14 protein-coding genes and 1 pseudogene are annotated in these 18,572 nt (G+C 68.2%); 7 read left to right on the top strand and 8 right to left on the bottom strand.

Features of this window, described 5'->3' with window-relative positions; genetic code table 11:
• Position 1: 1 nt before the first annotated feature.
• The 4 genes from ABZS66_RS00290 to ABZS66_RS00275 are packed head-to-tail and all read left to right on the top strand — an operon-like array spanning position 2 to position 6,062.
• Positions 2 to 265 carry a sarcosine oxidase subunit delta gene (locus ABZS66_RS00290; RefSeq protein ID WP_354753656.1) on the top strand — a complete coding sequence of 88 codons (264 nt, stop codon included), beginning with the start codon at positions 2 to 4 and terminating at the stop codon, positions 263 to 265.
• Positions 262 to 3,150 (top strand): 2Fe-2S iron-sulfur cluster-binding protein, encoded by a 2,889-nt coding sequence (locus ABZS66_RS00285; protein WP_354753654.1) that lies wholly within the window; start codon positions 262 to 264, stop codon positions 3,148 to 3,150. The genes ABZS66_RS00290 and ABZS66_RS00285 overlap by 4 nt, the downstream gene beginning before the upstream one ends.
• Entirely contained in the window at positions 3,143 to 3,751 is a 609-nt protein-coding gene (soxG, locus tag ABZS66_RS00280) for a sarcosine oxidase subunit gamma family protein (RefSeq protein ID WP_354753652.1), read from the top strand. The genes ABZS66_RS00285 and soxG overlap by 8 nt, the downstream gene beginning before the upstream one ends.
• Before the next feature lie 13 nt (positions 3,752 to 3,764).
• On the top strand, positions 3,765 to 6,062 hold the full coding sequence (locus ABZS66_RS00275) for an FdhF/YdeP family oxidoreductase (protein ID WP_354753650.1): 2,298 nt from the start codon (positions 3,765 to 3,767) through the stop codon (positions 6,060 to 6,062).
• Positions 6,063 to 6,738: 676 nt separating this feature from the next.
• On the opposite strand, the pseudogene ABZS66_RS00270 reads toward ABZS66_RS00275, so the two are convergent.
• The 3 genes and pseudogenes from ABZS66_RS00270 to ABZS66_RS00260 all read right to left on the bottom strand — a co-directional run.
• Positions 6,739 to 6,987 (bottom strand): annotated as a pseudogene (locus ABZS66_RS00270) (transposase); the annotation flags it as partial.
• A gap of 89 nt (positions 6,988 to 7,076) precedes the next feature.
• Positions 7,077 to 7,766, bottom strand: a complete 690-nt coding sequence (locus ABZS66_RS00265) for a hypothetical protein (protein WP_354753648.1) — start codon at positions 7,764 to 7,766, stop codon at positions 7,077 to 7,079.
• Between the two features lie 36 nt (positions 7,767 to 7,802).
• Positions 7,803 to 8,312 (bottom strand): SigE family RNA polymerase sigma factor, encoded by a 510-nt coding sequence (locus ABZS66_RS00260; protein WP_354753646.1) that lies wholly within the window; start codon positions 8,310 to 8,312, stop codon positions 7,803 to 7,805.
• 219 nt (positions 8,313 to 8,531) lie between these two features.
• On the opposite strand from ABZS66_RS00260, the gene ABZS66_RS00255 reads away from it, so the two are divergent.
• Together ABZS66_RS00255 and ABZS66_RS00250 are read left to right on the top strand one after the other, a co-directional pair.
• Positions 8,532 to 9,359: a polysaccharide deacetylase family protein gene (locus ABZS66_RS00255; protein WP_354753644.1), complete on the top strand. Its 828-nt coding sequence runs from the start codon at positions 8,532 to 8,534 to the stop codon at positions 9,357 to 9,359.
• Positions 9,360 to 9,465: 106 nt separating this feature from the next.
• On the top strand, positions 9,466 to 10,038 hold the full coding sequence (locus ABZS66_RS00250) for an IS6 family transposase (protein WP_354753642.1): 573 nt from the start codon (positions 9,466 to 9,468) through the stop codon (positions 10,036 to 10,038).
• A gap of 308 nt (positions 10,039 to 10,346) precedes the next feature.
• Here the strand turns inward: ABZS66_RS00250 and ABZS66_RS00245 are convergent, their stop codons facing one another.
• Complete coding sequence (locus ABZS66_RS00245) at positions 10,347 to 10,871, bottom strand: DUF6308 family protein (protein ID WP_354753640.1); 525 nt, start codon at positions 10,869 to 10,871, stop codon at positions 10,347 to 10,349.
• Positions 10,872 to 11,361: 490 nt separating this feature from the next.
• The gene (locus ABZS66_RS00240; protein WP_354753638.1) at positions 11,362 to 11,619 is read right to left on the bottom strand and encodes a hypothetical protein; all 258 of its coding nucleotides are present in this window, start codon (positions 11,617 to 11,619) and stop codon (positions 11,362 to 11,364) included.
• A 183-nt stretch (positions 11,620 to 11,802) separates the two neighbouring features.
• On the opposite strand from ABZS66_RS00240, the gene ABZS66_RS00235 reads away from it, so the two are divergent.
• A complete protein-coding gene (locus tag ABZS66_RS00235; RefSeq protein ID WP_354753637.1) occupies positions 11,803 to 12,213 on the top strand; it encodes a hypothetical protein in 411 nt (136 codons plus the stop codon).
• Between the two features lie 400 nt (positions 12,214 to 12,613).
• Here ABZS66_RS00235 and ABZS66_RS00230 read toward each other — a convergent pair whose 3' ends face one another.
• From ABZS66_RS00230 to ABZS66_RS00220, 3 genes are all read right to left on the bottom strand, one after another.
• Complete coding sequence (locus ABZS66_RS00230; protein WP_354753635.1) at positions 12,614 to 13,258, bottom strand: hypothetical protein; 645 nt, start codon at positions 13,256 to 13,258, stop codon at positions 12,614 to 12,616.
• 334 nt (positions 13,259 to 13,592) lie between these two features.
• Positions 13,593 to 14,987 carry a hypothetical protein gene (locus ABZS66_RS00225; RefSeq protein WP_354753633.1) on the bottom strand — a complete coding sequence of 465 codons (1,395 nt, stop codon included), beginning with the start codon at positions 14,985 to 14,987 and terminating at the stop codon, positions 13,593 to 13,595.
• Entirely contained in the window at positions 14,968 to 18,405 is a 3,438-nt protein-coding gene (locus tag ABZS66_RS00220; RefSeq protein ID WP_354753631.1) for an AAA domain-containing protein, read from the bottom strand. Before ABZS66_RS00220 ends, ABZS66_RS00225 begins: the two co-directional genes overlap by 20 nt.
• Positions 18,406 to 18,572: the final 167 nt, after the last annotated feature.

Here is an 18,572-nt window from a genome sequence, read left to right as displayed (position 1 = left end):
GATGCTGCAGATCAACTGCCCCTGGTGCGGTCCCCGGGACGAGACCGAATACCGCTACGGCGGCCAGGCGCACGTGCCCTACCCCGAGGACCCGGCCGCCCTCTCCGACCGGGAATGGGCGGAGTACCTCTTCTACCGGGACAACCCCAAGGGCGCCTTCGCGGAGCGGTGGGTGCACAGCACGGGATGCCGCCGCTGGTTCAACGTCGTCCGCGACACCCGCACCTACGAGGTCCTCACCGTCTACACCGGAGGCCCCCGATGAGCGGGCGGCAAAGCCACCGCCTGCCCGCGGGCGGCCGGATCGACCGCGGCACCTCGCTGACGTTCACTGTCGACGACGTCGAATACGTCGGTCACCCCGGCGACACCGTCGCCTCGGCGCTGCTGGCCAACGGCCGCATCCGCGTCGCCGACTCGATCTACCGCGGCCGGCCCCGCGGGATCGTCGCCGCGGGCGTGGAGGAGCCCAACGCGCTGCTGCAGCTCGGCGGCCCCTTCCCGGAGCCGATGGTGCTCGCCACCACGCGGCCCCTGGTCGGCGGGCTGACCGCCCGCACGCTCTCCGGGCTGGGCCGGCTCGACCCGACCCCGGACGAGGCCGAGTACGACAAATGCTTCGTGCACACCGACGTCCTGGTGGTCGGCGCCGGGCCGGCGGGCCTGGCGGCGGCGCTGTCCGCGGCGCGCTCCGGCGCGCGCGTGACGCTCGTCGACGAGCAGGCCGAGCTCGGCGGCTCGCTGCTGTCGGGCCGGCACGAGACGGTCAACGGGGGTCCCGCCCTGGACTGGGTCGCCGACGCCGCCGCCACGCTGGCCGCGGCCCCTGAGGTGACCGTGCTGGTCCGCACCACGGCGTTCGGCTCGTACGACGACAACTACGTGCTCGCCGTCGAGCACCGCACTGCGCCGCACCTCTCCCGGCAACGGGTCTGGCACATCCGCGCCCGGCAGGTGGTGCTGGCCACCGGGGCGCACGAGCGACCGCTCGTCTTCGCCGGCAACGACCGGCCCGGCGTGATGCTGGCGGGCGCGGTGCGCACCTACCTGAACCGCTACGCGGTCCGTCCCGGCGACGCGGCCATCGTGGCGACCACCAACGACAGCGCCTACGACACGGCCGAGGACCTGCTCGCCGCGGGTGTCGACCTGGTCGCGGTGCTCGACGCGCGCGAGATCATGTCCGCGCGGGCCGCCGAGCTCGCCGCGCGCGGCGTCCGGGTGCTCACCTGCAGCACCGTGCAGGGCACCGAGGGCGAGGACCGGGTCTCGGCCGTGCGCGTCGGCACGCTCGGCGTCGGGGACGACGCCCGGTCGTGGGCGTCGTCGTGGGACACCTCGTGGGAGACGCTGCGGTGCGACCTGCTCGCGGTGTCCGGCGGCTGGAGCCCGGTCGTGCACCTGCACAGCCAGCGGCAGGGCCGGCTGCGCTGGGACGACCGGCTCGTCGCCTTCGTGCCCGACGGAGCGGTGCCGGGCCAGCAGGTGGTCGGCGCCGCGGCGGGCGCCGCGATCCTCGACGCCTGCCTGCGCGACGGTGCCGCCGCCGGCGCCGAGGCCGCGACCCGGGCCGGCTTCCCGGCCGGGCCGGTGTCCGTGGTCGGCTCCGGGTCGCTCGCCGAGGCCGGCGAGATCCGGCCGCTGTGGCTGGTGCCCGGCGGCGACGCCCGGCCCGGCTACTGGGACGAGCACTTCGTCGACCTGCAGCGGGACCAGTCGGTCGCGGACGTCTGGCGCGCCACCGGGGCCGGCCTGCGCAGCGTCGAGCACGTCAAGCGGTACACCTCCATCGGGACCGCCCACGACCAGGGCAAGACCTCCGGGGTCAGCGCGATCGGCGTGATCGCGGCGGCGCTCGGCGGCCCCGGGGTCGCCGAGCTCGGCACGACGACCTACCGGGCGCCGTACACGCCGGTGTCGTTCGCGGCGCTGGCCGGCCGCGAGCGCGGTGACCTCTTCGACGTCGCGCGCACCACCCCCATCCACCCGTGGCACGTCGAGCACGGCGCCGCCTTCGAGATCGTCGGCCAGTGGCTGCGCCCGCGCCACTACCCACGACCGGGCGAGGACCTGGACGCCGCCGTCCTGCGGGAGTGCCGGCAGGCCCGCACCGGGGTGGCGATGATGGACGCGTCGACGCTGGGCAAGATCGAGGTCGCCGGGCCCGACGCCGGCGAGTTCCTCAACCGCGTGTACACAAACGCGTTCAAGAAGCTGCCGGTGGGGTCCGCGCGCTACGGCGTGATGTGCAAGCCCGACGGGATGATCTTCGACGACGGCGTCGCCATCCGCCTCGCCGAGGACCGCTACCTCCTGACCACCACCACCGGCGGCGCGGCCGCGGTGCTCGACTGGCTGGAGGAGTGGCTGCAGACCGAGTGGCCGCAGCTCGAGGTCTACTGCACCTCCGTCACCGAGCAGTGGTCGACGATCGCCGTGGTCGGCCCGCAGTCGCGGCGGCTGCTCGCGCGGATCGCCCCCGACCTCGACGTGAGCAACGAGGCCTTCCCGTTCATGACCTTCCGGGAGACGACGCTCGCGTCCGGGATCCCGGCCCGGATCTGCCGGATCTCCTTCTCCGGGGAGCTGGCCTTCGAGGTCAACGTGTCCGGCTGGTTCGGCCTCGCCGGGTGGCAGGAGGTGTACGCCGCGGGCGTGGACCTCGGCGTGACGCCCTACGGCACCGAGACCATGCACGTGCTCCGCGCCGAGAAGGGCTACCCGATCGTCGGGCAGGACACCGACGGCACGGTCACCCCGCAGGACGCCGGCATGGAGTGGATCGTGTCCAAGCAGAAGGACTTCATCGGCCGCCGGTCCTACTCGCGCGCGGACACGTCACGGCCCGACCGCAAGCAGCTGGTCGGCGTACTCCCGGTCGACCGGACGACCCGGCTGCCGGAGGGCACCCAGCTCCTCGCCGCCGGGACCGCCCTCGGGCCGGCCCTCGGACCGGTGCCGATGCTCGGCCACGTCACCTCGAGCTATCACAGCGCGGCCCTGGGCCGGCCGTTCGGCCTGGCGCTGGTCGCCGGCGGGCGGGACCGGATCGGCGAGGTGCTCGTGGCGCCGGTCGGTGACCGGCTGGTCGAGGTCGAGGTGACCTCCAGCGTGCTCTACGACCCCGAAGGGACGAAGCGGAATGGCTGACCTGACCGCACTGCGCCACGCCCCGCTGGCGCATCTGGCGGGCCGGATGCTCATGGGGGGCGGCCCGGTCATGGAGGGCGGCCGGGTCCGCCTGGAGGAGCGGCCGTTCCTGGCGATGGCGAGCATCCGCGTCGACCCGGCGTCCGAGGCGGCCGGGCGGATCTGCGCCGCCCTGGGCGCGCCGCTCCCGGCCGGCTGCGGGGAGACCGCCGCGAGCGGCCCGCACACCGCGCTGTGGCTCGGCCCCGACGAGTGGCTCGTGGTCTCCGAGACGGACCCCGACGTGCTCACCCGGCCGCTCGTCGAGGCGCTCGGCCCCGACCACGGCGCCGTCGTCGACGTCTCCGCGAACCGCACGGTGCTCGAGCTGAGCGGTGCCGCGGCCCGGGCGGTGCTGCAGAAGGGCTGTCCGGTCGACCTGCATCCGCGGGCGTTCGGTGCGGGCCGGGCGGTCGCCACGACGCTCGCCCGCGTGCCGCTCGTCCTGTGGCAGTCAGGCCCGGCGACATATCGGTTGCTGCCGCGCTCGTCGTTCGCCGACTACGTGGCCCGCTGGCTGCTCGACGCGATGCGGGAGTTTCGCGTCCCGCCGTCGACGTGATCGACTGTCGACCATGGGCGAGAACTTCCTGGGGACGGCCGACGAGTCGGGCCTGCACGTCGAGCCGTCGCCGGACCACGCCGCGGGCCTGACCGCGGTCGGCGTGGCGATGCGGCGCGCGGTGTCCCAGATGGGGCCGGTGCGCACGGCGCGGACGCTGCTGCGGCTCAACCAGACCGACGGCTTCGACTGCATGAGCTGCGCGTGGCCGGACCCCGACCCGGAGCACCGGCACCGCGCCGAGTTCTGCGAGAACGGCGCGAAGGCCGTCGCCGAGGAGGCCACCAGGGCGCGGGTCACACCGGCCTTCTTCGCGGAGTACACCATCCAAGATCTTCTCGCCCGCACCGAGCACTGGCTGGGGCAGCAGGGCCGGCTCACCCATCCGATGGTCAGGTGGCCCGGCGCCGACCGCTACGAGCCCGTCTCGTGGGAGCGGGCCTTCGCCGTCGTCGCCGAGCACCTCGACGCGCTGACGACCCCGGACGAGGCGGTCTTCTACACCTCCGGCCGCGCGTCGAACGAGGCGGCGTTCGTCTACCAGCTGTTCGTGCGCGCGTTCGGGACCAACAACCTGCCCGACTGCTCGAATATGTGCCACGAGTCCAGCGGCGTCGCCCTCATCGACACCATCGGGATCGGCAAGGGCAGCGTCAGCCTCGAGGACCTGCACCGGGCCGAACTCATCGTGATCGCCGGCCAGAACCCGGGCACGAACCACCCGCGGATGCTGTCGGCGCTGGAGACCGCCAAGGCCCGCGGCGCCCGGATCATCTCGGTCAACCCGCTGCGCGAGGCCGGGCTGGTGAACTTCCGCAACCCGCAGAAGCCGCGCGGCATGCTGGGCCGGGGCACCGACCTCACCGACCTGCACCTGCAGATCCGGCTCAACGGCGACCAGGCGCTGTTCCAGGCGCTCGGATCGCTGCTCGTGCAGTGGGACGCGATCGACCACGACTTCGTCGCGACCCACACCGCCGGGTTCGAGGCCTGGCGCGACCACGTCGCACGGGTCGACTGGGACGCGGTGGTGGCGGCCACCGGCCTGTCGGTGGAGCAGATCACCGCGGCCGCGCGGATGATCGCCGAGTCGGACGCGACCGTCTACTGCTGGGCGATGGGGCTGACCCAGCACCGCAACGCCGTGGCGACCATCAAGGAGGTGGTCAACCTGGCACTGGCGCGCGGCGACATTGGCAAGCCCGGGGCCGGCCTGTGCCCGGTGCGCGGCCACTCCAACGTGCAGGGCGACCGCACCATGGGCATCTGGGAGCGGCCGCAAGCCCGGTTCCTCGACGCCCTGGCCGACACGTACGACTTCCAGCCGCCGCGGCACCACGGGTACGACACGGTGGAGTCCATCCACGCCATGCTCGCGGGCAAGGCCAAGGTCTTCGTCGCGCTGGGCGGCAACTTCCTGCACGCCGCACCGGACACCGAGCTCACCGCGGAGGCACTGCGTCGCACGGCGCTGACCGTGCAGGTCTCCACCAAGCTGAACCGCTCCCACCTGGTGACCGGGCGGACCGCGCTCATCCTGCCGACCCTGGGCCGGACCGAGCGCGACGAGCAGGAGAGCGGGCCGCAGCACGTCACGGTGGAGGACTCGATGTCGGTCGTCCACGCCTCGCGCGGACGCCTGGACCCGGCCAGCGAGCACCTGCTGTCGGAGGTGGCAATCGTGACCCGCCTGGCCGAGGCCACCGCGGGCAGCCGCTCCGCCGTGGACTGGGCCGCGCTGCGTGCCGACTACCGGCGGGTCCGGGCCGGCATCGAACGCGTGGTGCCCGGGTTCCAGGACTACGAGCAGCGGGTCGCCCGGCCGGGCGGCTTCGTCCTCCCACACCCGCCGCGCGACAGCCGCACGTTCACCACACCGTCCGGGAAAGCCGAGTTCACGGTGTCGCCGCTGGACGCCGTCGTGGTGCCGCCCGGTCACCTGCTCCTGCAGACGCTGCGCAGCCACGACCAGTTCAACACGACCATCTACGGGCTGAGCGACCGCTACCGGGGCATCGAGGGCGGCCGGAACGTGGTCATGGTCAACCGTGCCGACGTCGAGCGGCTCGGCCTGCGGGCCGGCGACCTGGTCGACGTCGTGGCCCACTGGGCCGGGGACGATGTCGAGCGTCGGGTTCGGGGGTTCCGGGTTGTGGAGTACGACACGCCGGTCGGCACCGCGGCGGCGTACTATCCGGAGACCAATCCGCTCGTGCCGCTGGGGTCGGTGGCCGAGCGCAGCAACACGCCGACGTCGAAGTCGGTGGCGGTGCGGCTCGAGCCACACCTGGGCGGGCCGGTGGTTGGTTGAGTGTGCTTCCGGCGTTCATGAGCGTGCTTCCGGCCCTCAGGTCGGGCGTTTTGGTGCCGAACAGTTGCCTGTGGGTCTCGACGCGGTCCTCGGCCTTGCCGTCGGCTTTGCGGTCGCGCTGAAGCCGGGCGACCGCCTGGAGACCGAGATCGGCAGGCTCATCGTCTTCAATGAGCGGTGGAGTGACTTGGTCCCCGACGATCCGAAGTGGGATCGGATCTTCGTTGATGTCACGGTGCCCAACCCGGCTCGGTGCCGGCGCCCAGCCAAGAGTCCAGCGGACCCTGGCTCTCACCCGAGCACTGAATGATGAGGAGGTTTCATGAACCGACCTGCAACAAGGCCCGCTGGGATGTAAGACCTGTGGGCGAGCTTGCTCGCTCACCCACAGCCTTGGACGTCCGCAGTACTTGTAGCCCTGATCGGAACCCTTGCCGGCATGGGTCGCCTCGGCTACATGGTCCTAGACAGAGTGCTTCTCCATAAGGAGCGAATGAAGTCCCTGGAAGAGGGGTTCAACCCTCTGACGGAGGCCAAGACTGACGACCAGCTAAGTCAAAGCACTCGAAAAAGGAAGAAAGCAGATCATTAGGTACCCCTACGGGCCACACGCCTTGACCAAAGACGGGACTGTCGAGAAACGGCTCTGGCGCAAATACGGTGGTGGTTTCGGCGCTCATGCGAGCAGGATTCTGTGTCGTAGCAATGGGAAGCCGGCTCTGCCGTACATCTGGCGTTTCAGAAGTTTGACCTTGGTGTTGGCGCCTTCGATCGGGCCGTTGCTGTAGGGCAGGGTCAGGCCGGCCACGACGGCGGGTAGGTCCTTGCGCAGGCCGTGGCAGAAGGCGTGCAGCGCTGGCAGGTCATCTCGGTCCACAGTGTCCAGCCAGGTATGCAGGTCGTGGCCGCGACGGCGGGTGAGCAACCCACGTTGACATCGAGCGTCGAACCGATGCCGCTTCCTTGCAGGTACAAGCGTTGCAGTCTCCGGCCTCGAGTCGCGCATTCCAGAAGCTACCGTCGCCAGGACTTCGCGGTTTCCGGATCGTAGTAGCGGGTGAAGCCGCACGGCCAGGCGATGGCGGCGTCGAGCGGAGCACCACCCCAGCGGGGGCCGCCGCTGACCAGCAGTCTCGACCCGATCGCCCACGCCACCTCACCCTCGATGTCCACAGCCGGATACATGTCGACCGTGACGCTCGGCCCCGAGCCACCAGCAAACCACTCACCGACCGTGAACGTGACCGCCACAAGGTCCAGCTGGCCCATGCCAGGGCGGTTGGAGCGAGCCGGGCCGATCGCGACAACGACGCCGTCGAACGCGAACGCCCGCCTCGCGACGGCATCCGGGGAGTAGCCTTCCACGCAGTCGATCATGCCGCCTTCCGGCAGCGCCCCGGTCCGGTCCGTGGCCGGCTTGTCCGGCGTCGCCGTCGCGCTGGTCGCTGCCGTGCCCGGTGGTGCGGTGCTCGGTGTCGCGGGCGGCGCCTGGCCGACGTCACCGCTCCCACTCCGCAGACCCTGGGCCGCGGCACCGCCGCCCAGCACCACGGCGACCGCGGCGGTCGCGGCGAAGACGCTCAGACGGCGTCGCCGGCGTCGCGCGGCCCTGCCCTGGCGGAGCAACGTTTCCGTCGGTACTGGACGGACGGGCACGTGGTCGGCGAGTCGTTCGAGGAGGTGGCTTGCTTCCTCGTCGTTCATGAACGGGCTCCCAGGCTTGGACGGGTCATGATCGGATCACGCATGGCCGGCACCGCCGTTCAGGTCGGCCAGGTTGGCGTCGGCAGCGAGCTGGGTCAGTGCGCGGGCGGCCCGGCTCTTCACGGTGCCGTGGGCGATGCCGAGCGCCTCGGCGATCTGCCGGTCGCTGAGATGCGCGTAGTACCGCAGCACGACGACCTCTCGATTGACGCGGCTGAGGCCGCCGAGAGCGCGACGCACCGCGTCCGCCGCATCGACACTCCCGGTGACGTCCGCCGTCGCCCTCTCCGGCACGTCGGCGGCGGGCTTCTCGCCCCACCATCGGCGTCGCCGGCTGTCGTGATAAGCGTTCAGCAAGATGCGGTACACGTAGGAGTCCCGGTCATCCGCCTGCACGACCCTGGCCCACGACACGTAACAGCGCATGAGGGCCGTCTGCGCCAGGTCCTCGGCGTCCTGCACCGCACAGCCCAGCAGCACGGCCGAGCGGACGAGCGCGGGCCAGCGCGCACTCGCGTACGCGGAGAAGTCCTCGTCCCGTTCCACTGATTCCTCATCTCGAAGTCCCGCCACCAATCCTTAGACGGGTTACCGGTGCGATTCGGGTCCATGCCTTAGGGTCGGCCCATCCGCACCTGCGGAGCGCTGGCCTTCGGCGTGGGCGCACGTCTCGGCGTCTCCTTGGCAACCGAAAGGGCTCCGGCATCCGTCTGTTCTGTAGCATCGTCGAGCCCTGACGGGGCCGGACCCGAACTGGAGCGCTCCGTGCCGTTGCGCCGCATCGCCGTACTCGGGTCGACCATCCTGGTCCTGACGCTCGGCGGCAGCCGCGGCACCAGCGGCCCGCCCGCGCCTCCTCTTGCCGCGCCGGTCGCGGCGGTACCGGTGGTCGCCGAGCATCAGGAGCCGACGGTCCAACCGGGCGTGCCGAGCCCCATGGCCTCGCCGTCCGCGTCGTCGCCGGTTGTCGTGACCGGCGACGGCCCGGCTGGAACGGTGCGCAAGACCGGGTCGGACGCGGTCGCGCTGACCTTCGACGACGGCCCGTGGGACGACACCCCCGCCGTGCTGGACCTGCTGGCCCAGCACCACGTCAAGGCGACCTTCTGCATGGTCGGCCGGCAGGTCGCCGCGCGCGCCGAGATGGTCCGGCGGATGGTCGCCGAGGGGCATACGCTGTGCAACCACTCGTGGAGCCACGACGAGATGCTGCGCACCCGTACGCCCGATCAGATCAGATCCGACATGCAACGCACCAACGACGCGATCCGGGCGGTCGCACCCGGCGCGGAGATCGGCTACTTCCGCGCCCCCGGCGGCAACTGGTCGCCCGACATCGTGAGCATCGCGGCCGGCCTGGGCATGACGTCGATCTCGTGGACCGTCGACCCGCGGGACTGGAGCGGCCCGGGGGTCCAGTCGATCGTCCACACCGTACTGACGAAAACTCGTCCCGGCGGGATCGTGCTCCTGCACGACGGCGCGGGGCCGCAGACGGTCGCCGCGCTGCGAACGATCCTGCCCGACCTGGCAGGCCGGTTCACCCTGATCGCCCTCCCGGCGCCGAGCAGCGTGGCCCGAAGCTCGCGATAGGCCCTCGGGCCAGGCCGTGCCCGATCAGTTCGAACGTAGGCCCCGGGAGGGATTCCCGGGGGCTCTGTTGCGTTGACCGTGGGCAAGATCGAGACAGGCTTGAGCGATGAAGGTTGCTACCCACCAACGCCCGATGATGCCGCCGACGTCAGCGTTCGCCGGGTTCCGATTTCCGCCTGAGGTGATCGTGGTCGCGGTCCGCTGGTACCTGCGATTCGGCCTGTCCTACCGTGACGTTGAGGAACTGCTGCTCGAGCGTGGTGTCGAAGTCGACCACGTCACGATCTTCCGGTGGGTGCAGCGGTTCGTGCCGCTGCTGGCCGACGCGGCCAGGTTCTGTCGGCATTCGCCAGGCGACCGGTGGTTCGTCGACGAGACGTACGTGAAGGTCAACAGCGTATGCCGGTACGTGTACCCCGCCGTCGACCAGCACGGCCAGGTTATCGACGTGCTCGTCTCGGTCCGCCGCGACGCAGACGCGGCCCGGCGGTTCTTCCGCCGGGCGCCTTCATGCAGAACCTACGACGCGGGCACTACGAACTCGGACTCGACGCCCCACGCAGCCTCGGCGTCGCTGCGACGCTCGGTGAACTGGCCACCGCCATCTGAAAACCGACCGGAGCTTGCTTCAACGCGCCCTCCGATCGGCAAACGCAACAACGGCGGCGTGGCTCGTTGATCCCGCCAGCAGTGTCAATGCATCGCTTGAACACCGTCGACCGTTACGGCTGCTGCAGCTGAGTGTTCAAGCGGATGCTTAGACACTCAAGAACCGGACATTTTGTATCAAACTGGTGTCGAAGGGGGGACTTGAACCCCCATGTGTTGCACACCTGCCAAAAACAGGTGTGCATGCGCTGAGCCTAGCCAAGCCAGCGCGATGGTTCAACGGGACTTATGCCGGTGTAACAGCCAATGGCGCGGCGGGTTCGGGGATGTCCACGGCCTTGCGGGCGGCCCGGGCGTTGCCCGATCGGCTGTTGCGCATCAGGAGAGCGACGTCGAGCAAGCGCAGCAGGGAGACGGCGTGACGCCCGCCGGGCGGAGCGTCTCGATCTGGTCGCGGAGTACCCGGTCGGTGAGTGCGCCGGCCAGGGTGACCCAGAACTGCCCATCGGGCGGGGTCAGAGCACGCCGCACGACGGTGTCGTCGATGGGTACCAGCCGGGGCCGTTTGCGGGCCAGGAGTTTGCTGGCGATCACCGGGCCGACGCCGGGCAGTGCGTCGAGCCAATGGTGCAGGGCGGTGGCCGCATCCAGGTCGGCCGGGTTGGCGGTCCACAGGTCGAGGTTGGTAGGGATGCCGGCTAGTGCTGCGGCGATGCGGTCGCCCTCAGCGAGGAGTTGCCGGACCGCGAGGGGGCGCCAGGAGATGTCGAGCAGAGTGGTGGCGAGCAGGTCGTCGCGGGTGAGTGCGTTGGGCGGGTTCTCGCCGAGCAGATCGAACGACGCACCGGCGAACGGGCCGCCCGGATCGAAGTAGGTGACTACGAGGTCGTCGATGCGAGGCACAGCGAGGACGGCACGGATCTGGTCACGGATGAGGGCCTGAGGGTGCAACGCGGGAGCATGTCACACCGCCACCACTGCCGCGGACGTGTAGGCGACCGGAGCGGCGGCTGACAGCGGTTGCACCGCTTGTCGTTGATCCCACTCTCGGGTTCCGCGTGGTGGGGATCACGGTCTGACTCTGGCCAGCACCTCAAGAATCACAGTCATCGTCAAGCGCGCGAAGGAGGCGCTGGCCCGGTGAGAAAATCGATGAGGGCTCCAGCCGCACTGTCTGAAGCTGGCCAAGCGCGGCGCCAGGCTGCACCATCGACCTTGCTTTCGCCCTGTCGCCGCGGTCCTTTGCGTACAGGCCTGTGGCCGCGCCATCGAGGACGGCGCCCTCACCCCGCCCCGCCGGCGGCACCGGTGGTCTTCATCGCGACGGCCGCGGCGGGCTGATCAAGGACCGGCTCGCTCGCTACCGCCCGGATCTGACCAGCCGGGCGCGTGGTCACTCGGCTTCGAACAACTCTCGGAAGCGGATGTCGTCCATGACGAGAAGCTTGCCGCCGACCTCGATGACCCATTGTCCGGCGGTCACCCGCAGGTCGGAACCTCCGCCGCGAATGTAGTGGAAGTGCAGCGTTCCCGTGGGCACATTCTCGAAGCTGATCCCAGGCGGCGATGCCGCCTTGACGAAGCCAATCGCCTCGGCGTCGTTCTCACCGGTGTACTGGACCGCGTTGACCGGTGTCCGAAGTCGGTACATGTTTGACTCTTCTCCTCTTCTCGAATTGGTGATGCAGCCTAGCGTGGGCACCGATGGAGTGATCTTCAAGTCAATCCACGGCGTGTCGTAGCTCAACCCTCGCCCGGCGAACCGTGGCGGCTGCCGCCGGCGCGGCTTGACCCGGACGGCTGGAGCCGCCTGCGTGAGGAGCTCGACCTGCCGATGGAGCCGGTCGATGCCAGCCCGGCGCTGATGGCGCACCTCGGCGGGGCCCCGGCCAACGTCGACTGGCCGGGGTCACCACGCGGCTCGGCAGCCCGCTGCCCGCCGCTACCGGCGCCTGGTCGACGGGGCGTCGCCGGGCGGATCAGGGCGGCCCGGCTCGCCACCCCTGGCGGGGACCCAGACCTCGTCGACCTGGCGAAGCAGGTGTACGAACGGATGCGGGCGGCGATGGAGGAGCGCGGTGGTCTGCACGGCCCGTACCATCCCGAGCCGGACGGTCTGATGCCGTTCGCGGTGCACGACAACGGCTCGATGCTGTGCTGGATCCCGCTGGACGCCGACCCCCGGACCGGTGGCCGGTCACCGTCGTCAACGCCGGCTTCACGGCGATGGCCAACCGTCGGATGACCGCAACCGAGCTGCTCACCGTCGTGTGGCGGACCGAGCGGCTCGACCAACAGGCGGCGTTTGCCGCCGCCGCGGCCTTCCTGGTCGAGGACCATCGGCAGTGGTCCGAACCGGGGGAGCCGATGACGGTCCGGACCGCGCCGCAGCACGCGTTCACCGACGGACGGCTGCTCATCGTCCTGTACAACTCGATCGATCTGCTCGACCACGGCATCCGGGACGCCGAACTGGCCGCAACCTGCCGATCGTGGTCGACCTCGACACCGGCGAGTGCCGGTTCATGGACTTTGATGAAATCCTCGAGTATCGGCGCCGCCGGTCGGCCATCTGATCGCGGCGCCAGCGGCATGGGGCGTCGCGTCCGGACAAAGCGCCCCCGGATCAGGGGACGGCCTGCGGATTACGTATCGGGAACCCATCGCTGCCACCTGACGTGCATGTCAACGATCTGCGATGCCGCGGCGATCGTCCAGGACGGCTGCCCGCAGCCGTGCGACGCGATCCACCCGGCGCTACCCTCGGCCGCCTCGGTGATCGGGATCAAATCTGGCGTCGCGACCACCTGCACTCTGACCTGTTCCTCACCGAGGACCCGCCATCGCACGAAGAACTGCTGCTGGGCGCAGCCGTTCATCGTCGCCGGGAACCCGTCGACGACAGCAGGACCCTGACCGCCGAAGATCCGCACCGATGCAGACCCTTCGCTGTCGTACCGGTAGCCGGGGCAACTGGCCGGCCAACCCGGCAGCTCATCAAGACGACCAGTTCCTGTTACCACGTCTCCAGATCCCCACCGGTTATCTGCCGCCGCGCCCGGAGTGGCGGCAGGGTCGGCCCGCCGTCGATGAAGCCAGCCGAGCCCGGAGGTGACGGCCATCAGCAGCCCGAGAACCACAGCGGTGACGCTGCTGATCTTGTCGGCGCGGTCAAGGCCCGCGCTGATCAGCAGCCATGCGAACCCGGCACCGGCGACGAGCATCCCGCCGGCGGCCGCCGGCAGCAGCCAACGCGGATGAGTACCAGCCTGCGATGCGCTGTCGGGCACGAAATCCTCCCGCCGGATTTGTCGGAGGTGCGTACCGCAGTGTACGACCGGGGGCGCCGAACCGGGCCGGACTGCCCGGCGAACGCTACGCTTACCTCGGCCGGGAGCTTGAGCGCCTTGCCCTGGCCCTACACACAGGTTCGAGGATCGCCAACGATCAGGCGGTGAGAGTGAGCATGAGCTGAATGGGTTGCCGGCCACGCTTGCGGTACGGCCGGGCCGGCGGCACAGTGTCGTGGAGGACGCACGACTCTGACGGTGCGGATCATCCGATTCGGTGTCGATGCCACCGCCGAAATGCAACGGCCCCTCGGTCCCGAAGGCCGGTAGTGTCCTATGCAGCTTCCTGCGCGATCAGCGCGACGTATCGCTCGTACTGCTGATCGACTCGCCCAGCGCCCCGCACGAGAGTCCCCTCCTCCATCCGATAGGTCCGGTCTCGGGAACCCCGAAACGACAGCCAGTTGAAGCTGGTCGCGATCCAGACGTCATCGTAGATGAGGATCTTTGCGTGTGAACTCTTAAGGCGAGAGAACGTGAACCTCTCGGGGAAACGCTTGGAGAGGTTGCCAAGCCGGCGGACGGCAAGCGCGTCGGAGTCGTCGGTGTCTCGTTCGTACCCGTACGCGATGTGGACCGCGACGTTCCGTCGGAGCCTACTCTCTAGCGCACCGAGAAATTCTGTGTTGACGACGGCATTCTTGATCCAGGGCGAGATGAGCAGTATGCGGCGCCGAGCCTGGGCAAGGGCATCGCGGAGCAATTCGGGATGTTCGAACACACTGATCGCTCGGACCTCGTCCTCGACGGCTTGTACTTCTGGGGCCGGGTCGGCGAGCACGGGCACGGGCGACGCGAGTCGGGGTGCAGCCGCCTCTGTGCGCATTCGCGTCGCTTCGTCGAGCGGGATGCGTAGCTGTTCAAGTTCGGGCCCGAGACTAGGACGCGGCTCCGGCTGGCCGGCGCGTATTCCCAGCGATTCGGCACCGCCGAGGTTGAGCAGAGCGGTCTCGTGGTCTGCGCTGAGGTCCTCGTCGATAACCAAAGCGAGTTGTACCTCGGTACGTGCGGCGTCGGCGTACACCAGCAACTTGGCGGGCATAACACGCCGGGCTCGCCCGGACACTACACGTCTTACCGCGAGGACCTGCCTATTGACGGTGCCCTGGTCGCGTAACAGCGCGTTGATCTCAGGTGCAGCGATGTCGGCGGGCTCGACGACGTCCGTACGTGGTGCGGGCAGGAGCAGCATGCCTTCCTCGTCAGCCTGCCCACGGCTCATGAGCGCGCTGGTGTCGTATGGACGGATCTTCCACAGCAGGCGGTCGAACACCAGCGGCAGTTCTACTTGTACCGGAGTAATGGAGGCTAGGTCATCCGCTGTACGGCGACCGCGTGCGGTGAGCTGCAGTTCCTGTATCTGGGGACCTCGCCGGAGGTAGGTGAGGTGGTCAGCTGAAAACTGACTCGCGACCGCCTCCTTGACCATGTCCTCGGGCACACCGAGAGCTCCGGCGAGCGACAGTGTCGACTTCACGCCGGTGCTCACCATGCGGAGGACGAACTCGGCCAGAAGTGGGAGTTGCTTGCGGTCCTGCGCTAGGACGTCGACGGTCAGGGTTGAGACTGGGATGGCCGCGTCGACGACGGCGATGAGGTTCAGCCCTGGACGGGCGTTGCGGAAGCGTAGGGCCAGCAGGCCGTCGGGACTAATGGCGGTCGGCGACACGGATTTCGCACTCCTCGCGGTGTTCCATCATGTATTGCAGGACGTTGCGCAAGGCGCCTTGCTGGCCGCGGCAGAATTCGGCGTCTCCGATGATGATCAGAGCCAAGCGTGCACGGGAAAGCGCGACGTTGATTCGCCGCCAGTACGGCTCGCCGAGGAATCCGAGCTCTGATCGTGCGTTGCTGCGGGTGACCGAGAAGATTGCCAGGTCACACTCGCGCCCCTGCACTGCGTCTACCGACAGGACCTCGCAGCGCATGTGAGCCAAGTTGAGCGGATTGAGTTTCCGCCTGAGCTCTTCCACCTGCCGCGCGTAGGGCGCGATTAACAGCACGTCGAGTTTGCGTCCGTCCGGGGGCCGGATGATCTTGTGGCTGATCGCATTGTCAATGCTGGTGAGCTGGTGGATAGCCTGACGCACCTCGGCTCGGTTGGCGATGCTCGGGTTGCCAACGCTGCGGTCGGTTTCGCGTCGCTCGTCTCCCAGGCTGGACGTGTCGATCCACGTGACGGGCTTGTGCAGGTGCTGGTATCCCGGCAATTCTTGTCTGGCTGGCGACACCAACTCCTCATTGTAGAAGCACGTGGAAATCAGGTTACCGATCTCGGGTGTCATGCGGTACTGCTCGGTCAGCATGTGTCGCACTGGCCGCTCGGTGCGGTCCACGAGGTATTGGAATAGCGTTGTCTTCACCAGTTCCGGTGTAAGCTGGTGCTCCTCCATGATGCGCTGGTCGCGCAGCAGATCCTCGTCCACGGGTGGCAACTGTCGGGTGTCACCGACGAGGATCCAACGCCTCGCTCGAGCGAGGGGAACGAGCGCCTCGGTGGCTGTGGCTTTCGATGCCTCGTCGAAGATGCACACGTCGAATTCGAGGTCGCGGACTGCGGGCTGGCTGAGGAAGCCGAGTGCGGTACCACCGACCACTCGGCAGTTGCGCAAATATGCGGCGATCAGATCGCGGTCCGTTTCGATGCGCTGCAACCACTCGCCCTGAAGTCGGAGCACCTGCATCAACTGCTCGCCCGAGGTAGTAGCACCTACCAGGGCGCCGACGGCGGCTCGAGCCTCGGAAGCACTCAGCTCCGCACGCAAAGTGAGATCGTCCCCGACCAGTTGTTGTGCTCGCTTGAGTAGTTCCGTTCTGATTTCGGCTAGCTCCTCAAGGCGGTCACGCGACGCCACCAGATCGGCGGCGACATTGCGGGTAGCCGTCGTTCGGTCCTCGTGTGATTGCTCCGAGAGTTCCTCGACCCGTGATTGTACGTGATTGATATCCGAAAGGACTGAAGCGAGTTCCTCCAACGCGAGGGCAGCCTTAAGATGCCGCGCATTCATGCCCTGTTGCTTTGCCACGGTTTCCAGATGTGCGGCTGCCCGCGTATGGACCTCCTTCGACCAGCGTCGAACTTGTTTGTCCAGCAGCAGGTGCTGGACCTGGTTCGCGACGCGTGGGTCGTCAGGACGTCCGAGGCGTACGAGCCCGCTGATCCCGGCTTGTTCGAGCCGCTGCAGTGCGTTGTCGATGGCAATGTGTGTCTGGCTGACAATCAGTATTCGGGCTCGACGGTTGCGGCTGAGCGTTTGACTCACGATCTCTGCGATCACTGTGGTCTTGCCGGTCCCTGGAGGGCCCTCGACCAGAAGCAGGTCTTGCGAGCCGAGTGCATGCCGCACCACCTCACGCTTGCTTCGGTCGAGATCGGCTCGCAACCAGGAAGAGATCTCGGCCGGCTCCCCAACGGTGAGGGACGTTGGGTTCTCGATGATCCGGTGGAGAGCTGGATTGACGGTCTGTTCGGAGTTGACGTTGACGAGCGCATCCTGCTGCCGCTGCAATGCGGTTCTACTCGGACCCAGGTATGGAACGAGTACGCCGGCCTTCGGAAGTTTGAGATCTTGACGTCGGAACCGGATCTCGATGGTCTCGTCCGATTGCCCCACGACTTCGCCGCGCTCGAATGGGATACCGTGCGCGGACTCGGCCACCTCCCAGTCCTCACCCAGCAGGGATGTGTCCCATGGCTGTGTAAGTTGGAACGTCACTGTTCGTCCGCGCCGCAAGTGGCTCTCGAACGCAATTGGCTTGCGTTGTCCGCGCGCTACATCCTCGCGCGCCGCGAGAAGGCGGCGCCAGCCGTCGAAGAGATTGCCGAAACCGGGCGCGTCGTTGGTCTGCTTCACTTCCTCGCCACGCCGGTCCGCGTGCTCATCGAGAGCGTCGAGCAAGTAGTCGAGCCCGCGGAAGGCGACCTCGTCCGACGGTTCATCGAAAGTCCAGGTGATTGCTGGACCGATGAGGCAAGCCTTGTTGCGCCATCCGGCGAGCCAGTCCTCGTCCCGACGAGTCGCGTGGACCACGGTGACACGCTGTCGGAACTCGTCGCCTGGCCTGAACTTCAGCTGGATGGACCGGCCGACGACAACGATGGTGTCTTCATCGACCACCTTGGCCTTGCGATCGAAGCCGTAGTCAGCGTGGACGCTGCCGTCGAGCTCGGAGAGCGCCACTGCTTTGGCTCGGGCGAAGTCGACGTCTCCTTCCGGCGGTACGTCCAATAGGGCTGCCGCGGCCCTGCGGGTCAGTTTCATCCACAGGGCGTTGGTCTTCCGTGCTTGGCGGTTGCCGTACATCCGGTCGACCTCAAGCAGTTGCTGCTCGAGCACGGCGCCATTCGCCGGGCGGTCCTTGGGATCTAGCGCGACACACCTACGCAGGATCTCGCGGAACTCGTGTGGCACGCCTTGTAGAGCGTCGATGGTCGGAGGGAGGTCGGCGTACTCCTGGGCCTGATTCCCCGAGAGGACTTGCGCAGCAAGCACACCGTACGCGAACACATCGCGAACGTACGGCAGGGTGTCGTCCAATTCGGGTGGAGCGTACAAGCCGGACCGGTACATGGCGACCGTTTGCGTCGGGTCGGTAACCTTGGAGCGAATCTTCGCGATGCCAAAGTCTGCCAGCTTCAAGCCTTGCGCTGCATCGATCAGGATGTTACCCGGCTTGATGTCGCGGTGCTCGACTTGGTTCGCGTGGGCATAGGCGAGCGCACTGGCCAGTGGTCGTCCGATTTCATCGAAATACTTCGACCAGTCGTAGGTGTTACCGTCGTCCAGCTCGTTCTTCAAGCTGTGGTCAATCCACTCCAACACCATGAAGTGGCGCTCCAGGTCCGCTGACCAGCCAGCGTCGAGCATCCGTACGATGTTGGGATGACGGAGTGCCTTCAAGGTTTCGGTCTCCCGTTCGAAGAAGACCAGGATCGTGTCATCATCGAGCGGTTTGAGTAGTTTGACCGCCACGAAGTCGCCATGGGGACTGGACAGGTCTATGGCCTTCCTGACGTCGGACAACCCACCCTGGATGGGCGCCTGTCCCAGGAGAGCGAACCGATCACTAATCATCGGTGCCGCCACGGCAACTCCTTTCTCTCGCCGGACCTGGGACGCTCAGGAGTGCGCCGAGCCAGCCCCGCGCCGACTGTATCTCTACTGGAGCCACATAGCCTGACCCACCCATAGTCTTGATTCGACGGGTCATGACATGGCGCAGTACGTAGTCACTCATGGTCATCGACGCCAGA

Origin of the sequence: Dactylosporangium sp. NPDC005572 (assembly GCF_040605515.1) — a bacterium.
Classification (GTDB): Bacteria; Actinomycetota; Actinomycetes; order Mycobacteriales; family Micromonosporaceae; genus Dactylosporangium.
This window is presented reverse-complemented; position numbering and strand designations above follow the sequence as displayed.

Excerpts from the sequence above, each read along its gene's own strand:
- ABZS66_RS00265 (WP_354753648.1), bottom strand. The coding sequence starts at position 7,766 with ATGAACGACGAGGAAGCAAGCCACCTCCTCGAACGACTCGCCGACCAC.
- ABZS66_RS00285 (WP_354753654.1), top strand. The coding sequence starts at position 262 with ATGAGCGGGCGGCAAAGCCACCGCCTGCCCGCGGGCGGCCGGATCGAC.
- ABZS66_RS00290 (WP_354753656.1), top strand. The coding sequence starts at position 2 with ATGCTGCAGATCAACTGCCCCTGGTGCGGTCCCCGGGACGAGACCGAA.
- soxG (WP_354753652.1), top strand. The coding sequence starts at position 3,143 with ATGGCTGACCTGACCGCACTGCGCCACGCCCCGCTGGCGCATCTGGCG.
- ABZS66_RS00250 (WP_354753642.1), top strand. The coding sequence starts at position 9,466 with ATGAAGGTTGCTACCCACCAACGCCCGATGATGCCGCCGACGTCAGCG.
- ABZS66_RS00275 (WP_354753650.1), top strand. The coding sequence starts at position 3,765 with ATGGGCGAGAACTTCCTGGGGACGGCCGACGAGTCGGGCCTGCACGTC.
- ABZS66_RS00240 (WP_354753638.1), bottom strand. The coding sequence starts at position 11,619 with ATGTACCGACTTCGGACACCGGTCAACGCGGTCCAGTACACCGGTGAG.
- ABZS66_RS00235 (WP_354753637.1), top strand. The coding sequence starts at position 11,803 with ATGGAGCCGGTCGATGCCAGCCCGGCGCTGATGGCGCACCTCGGCGGG.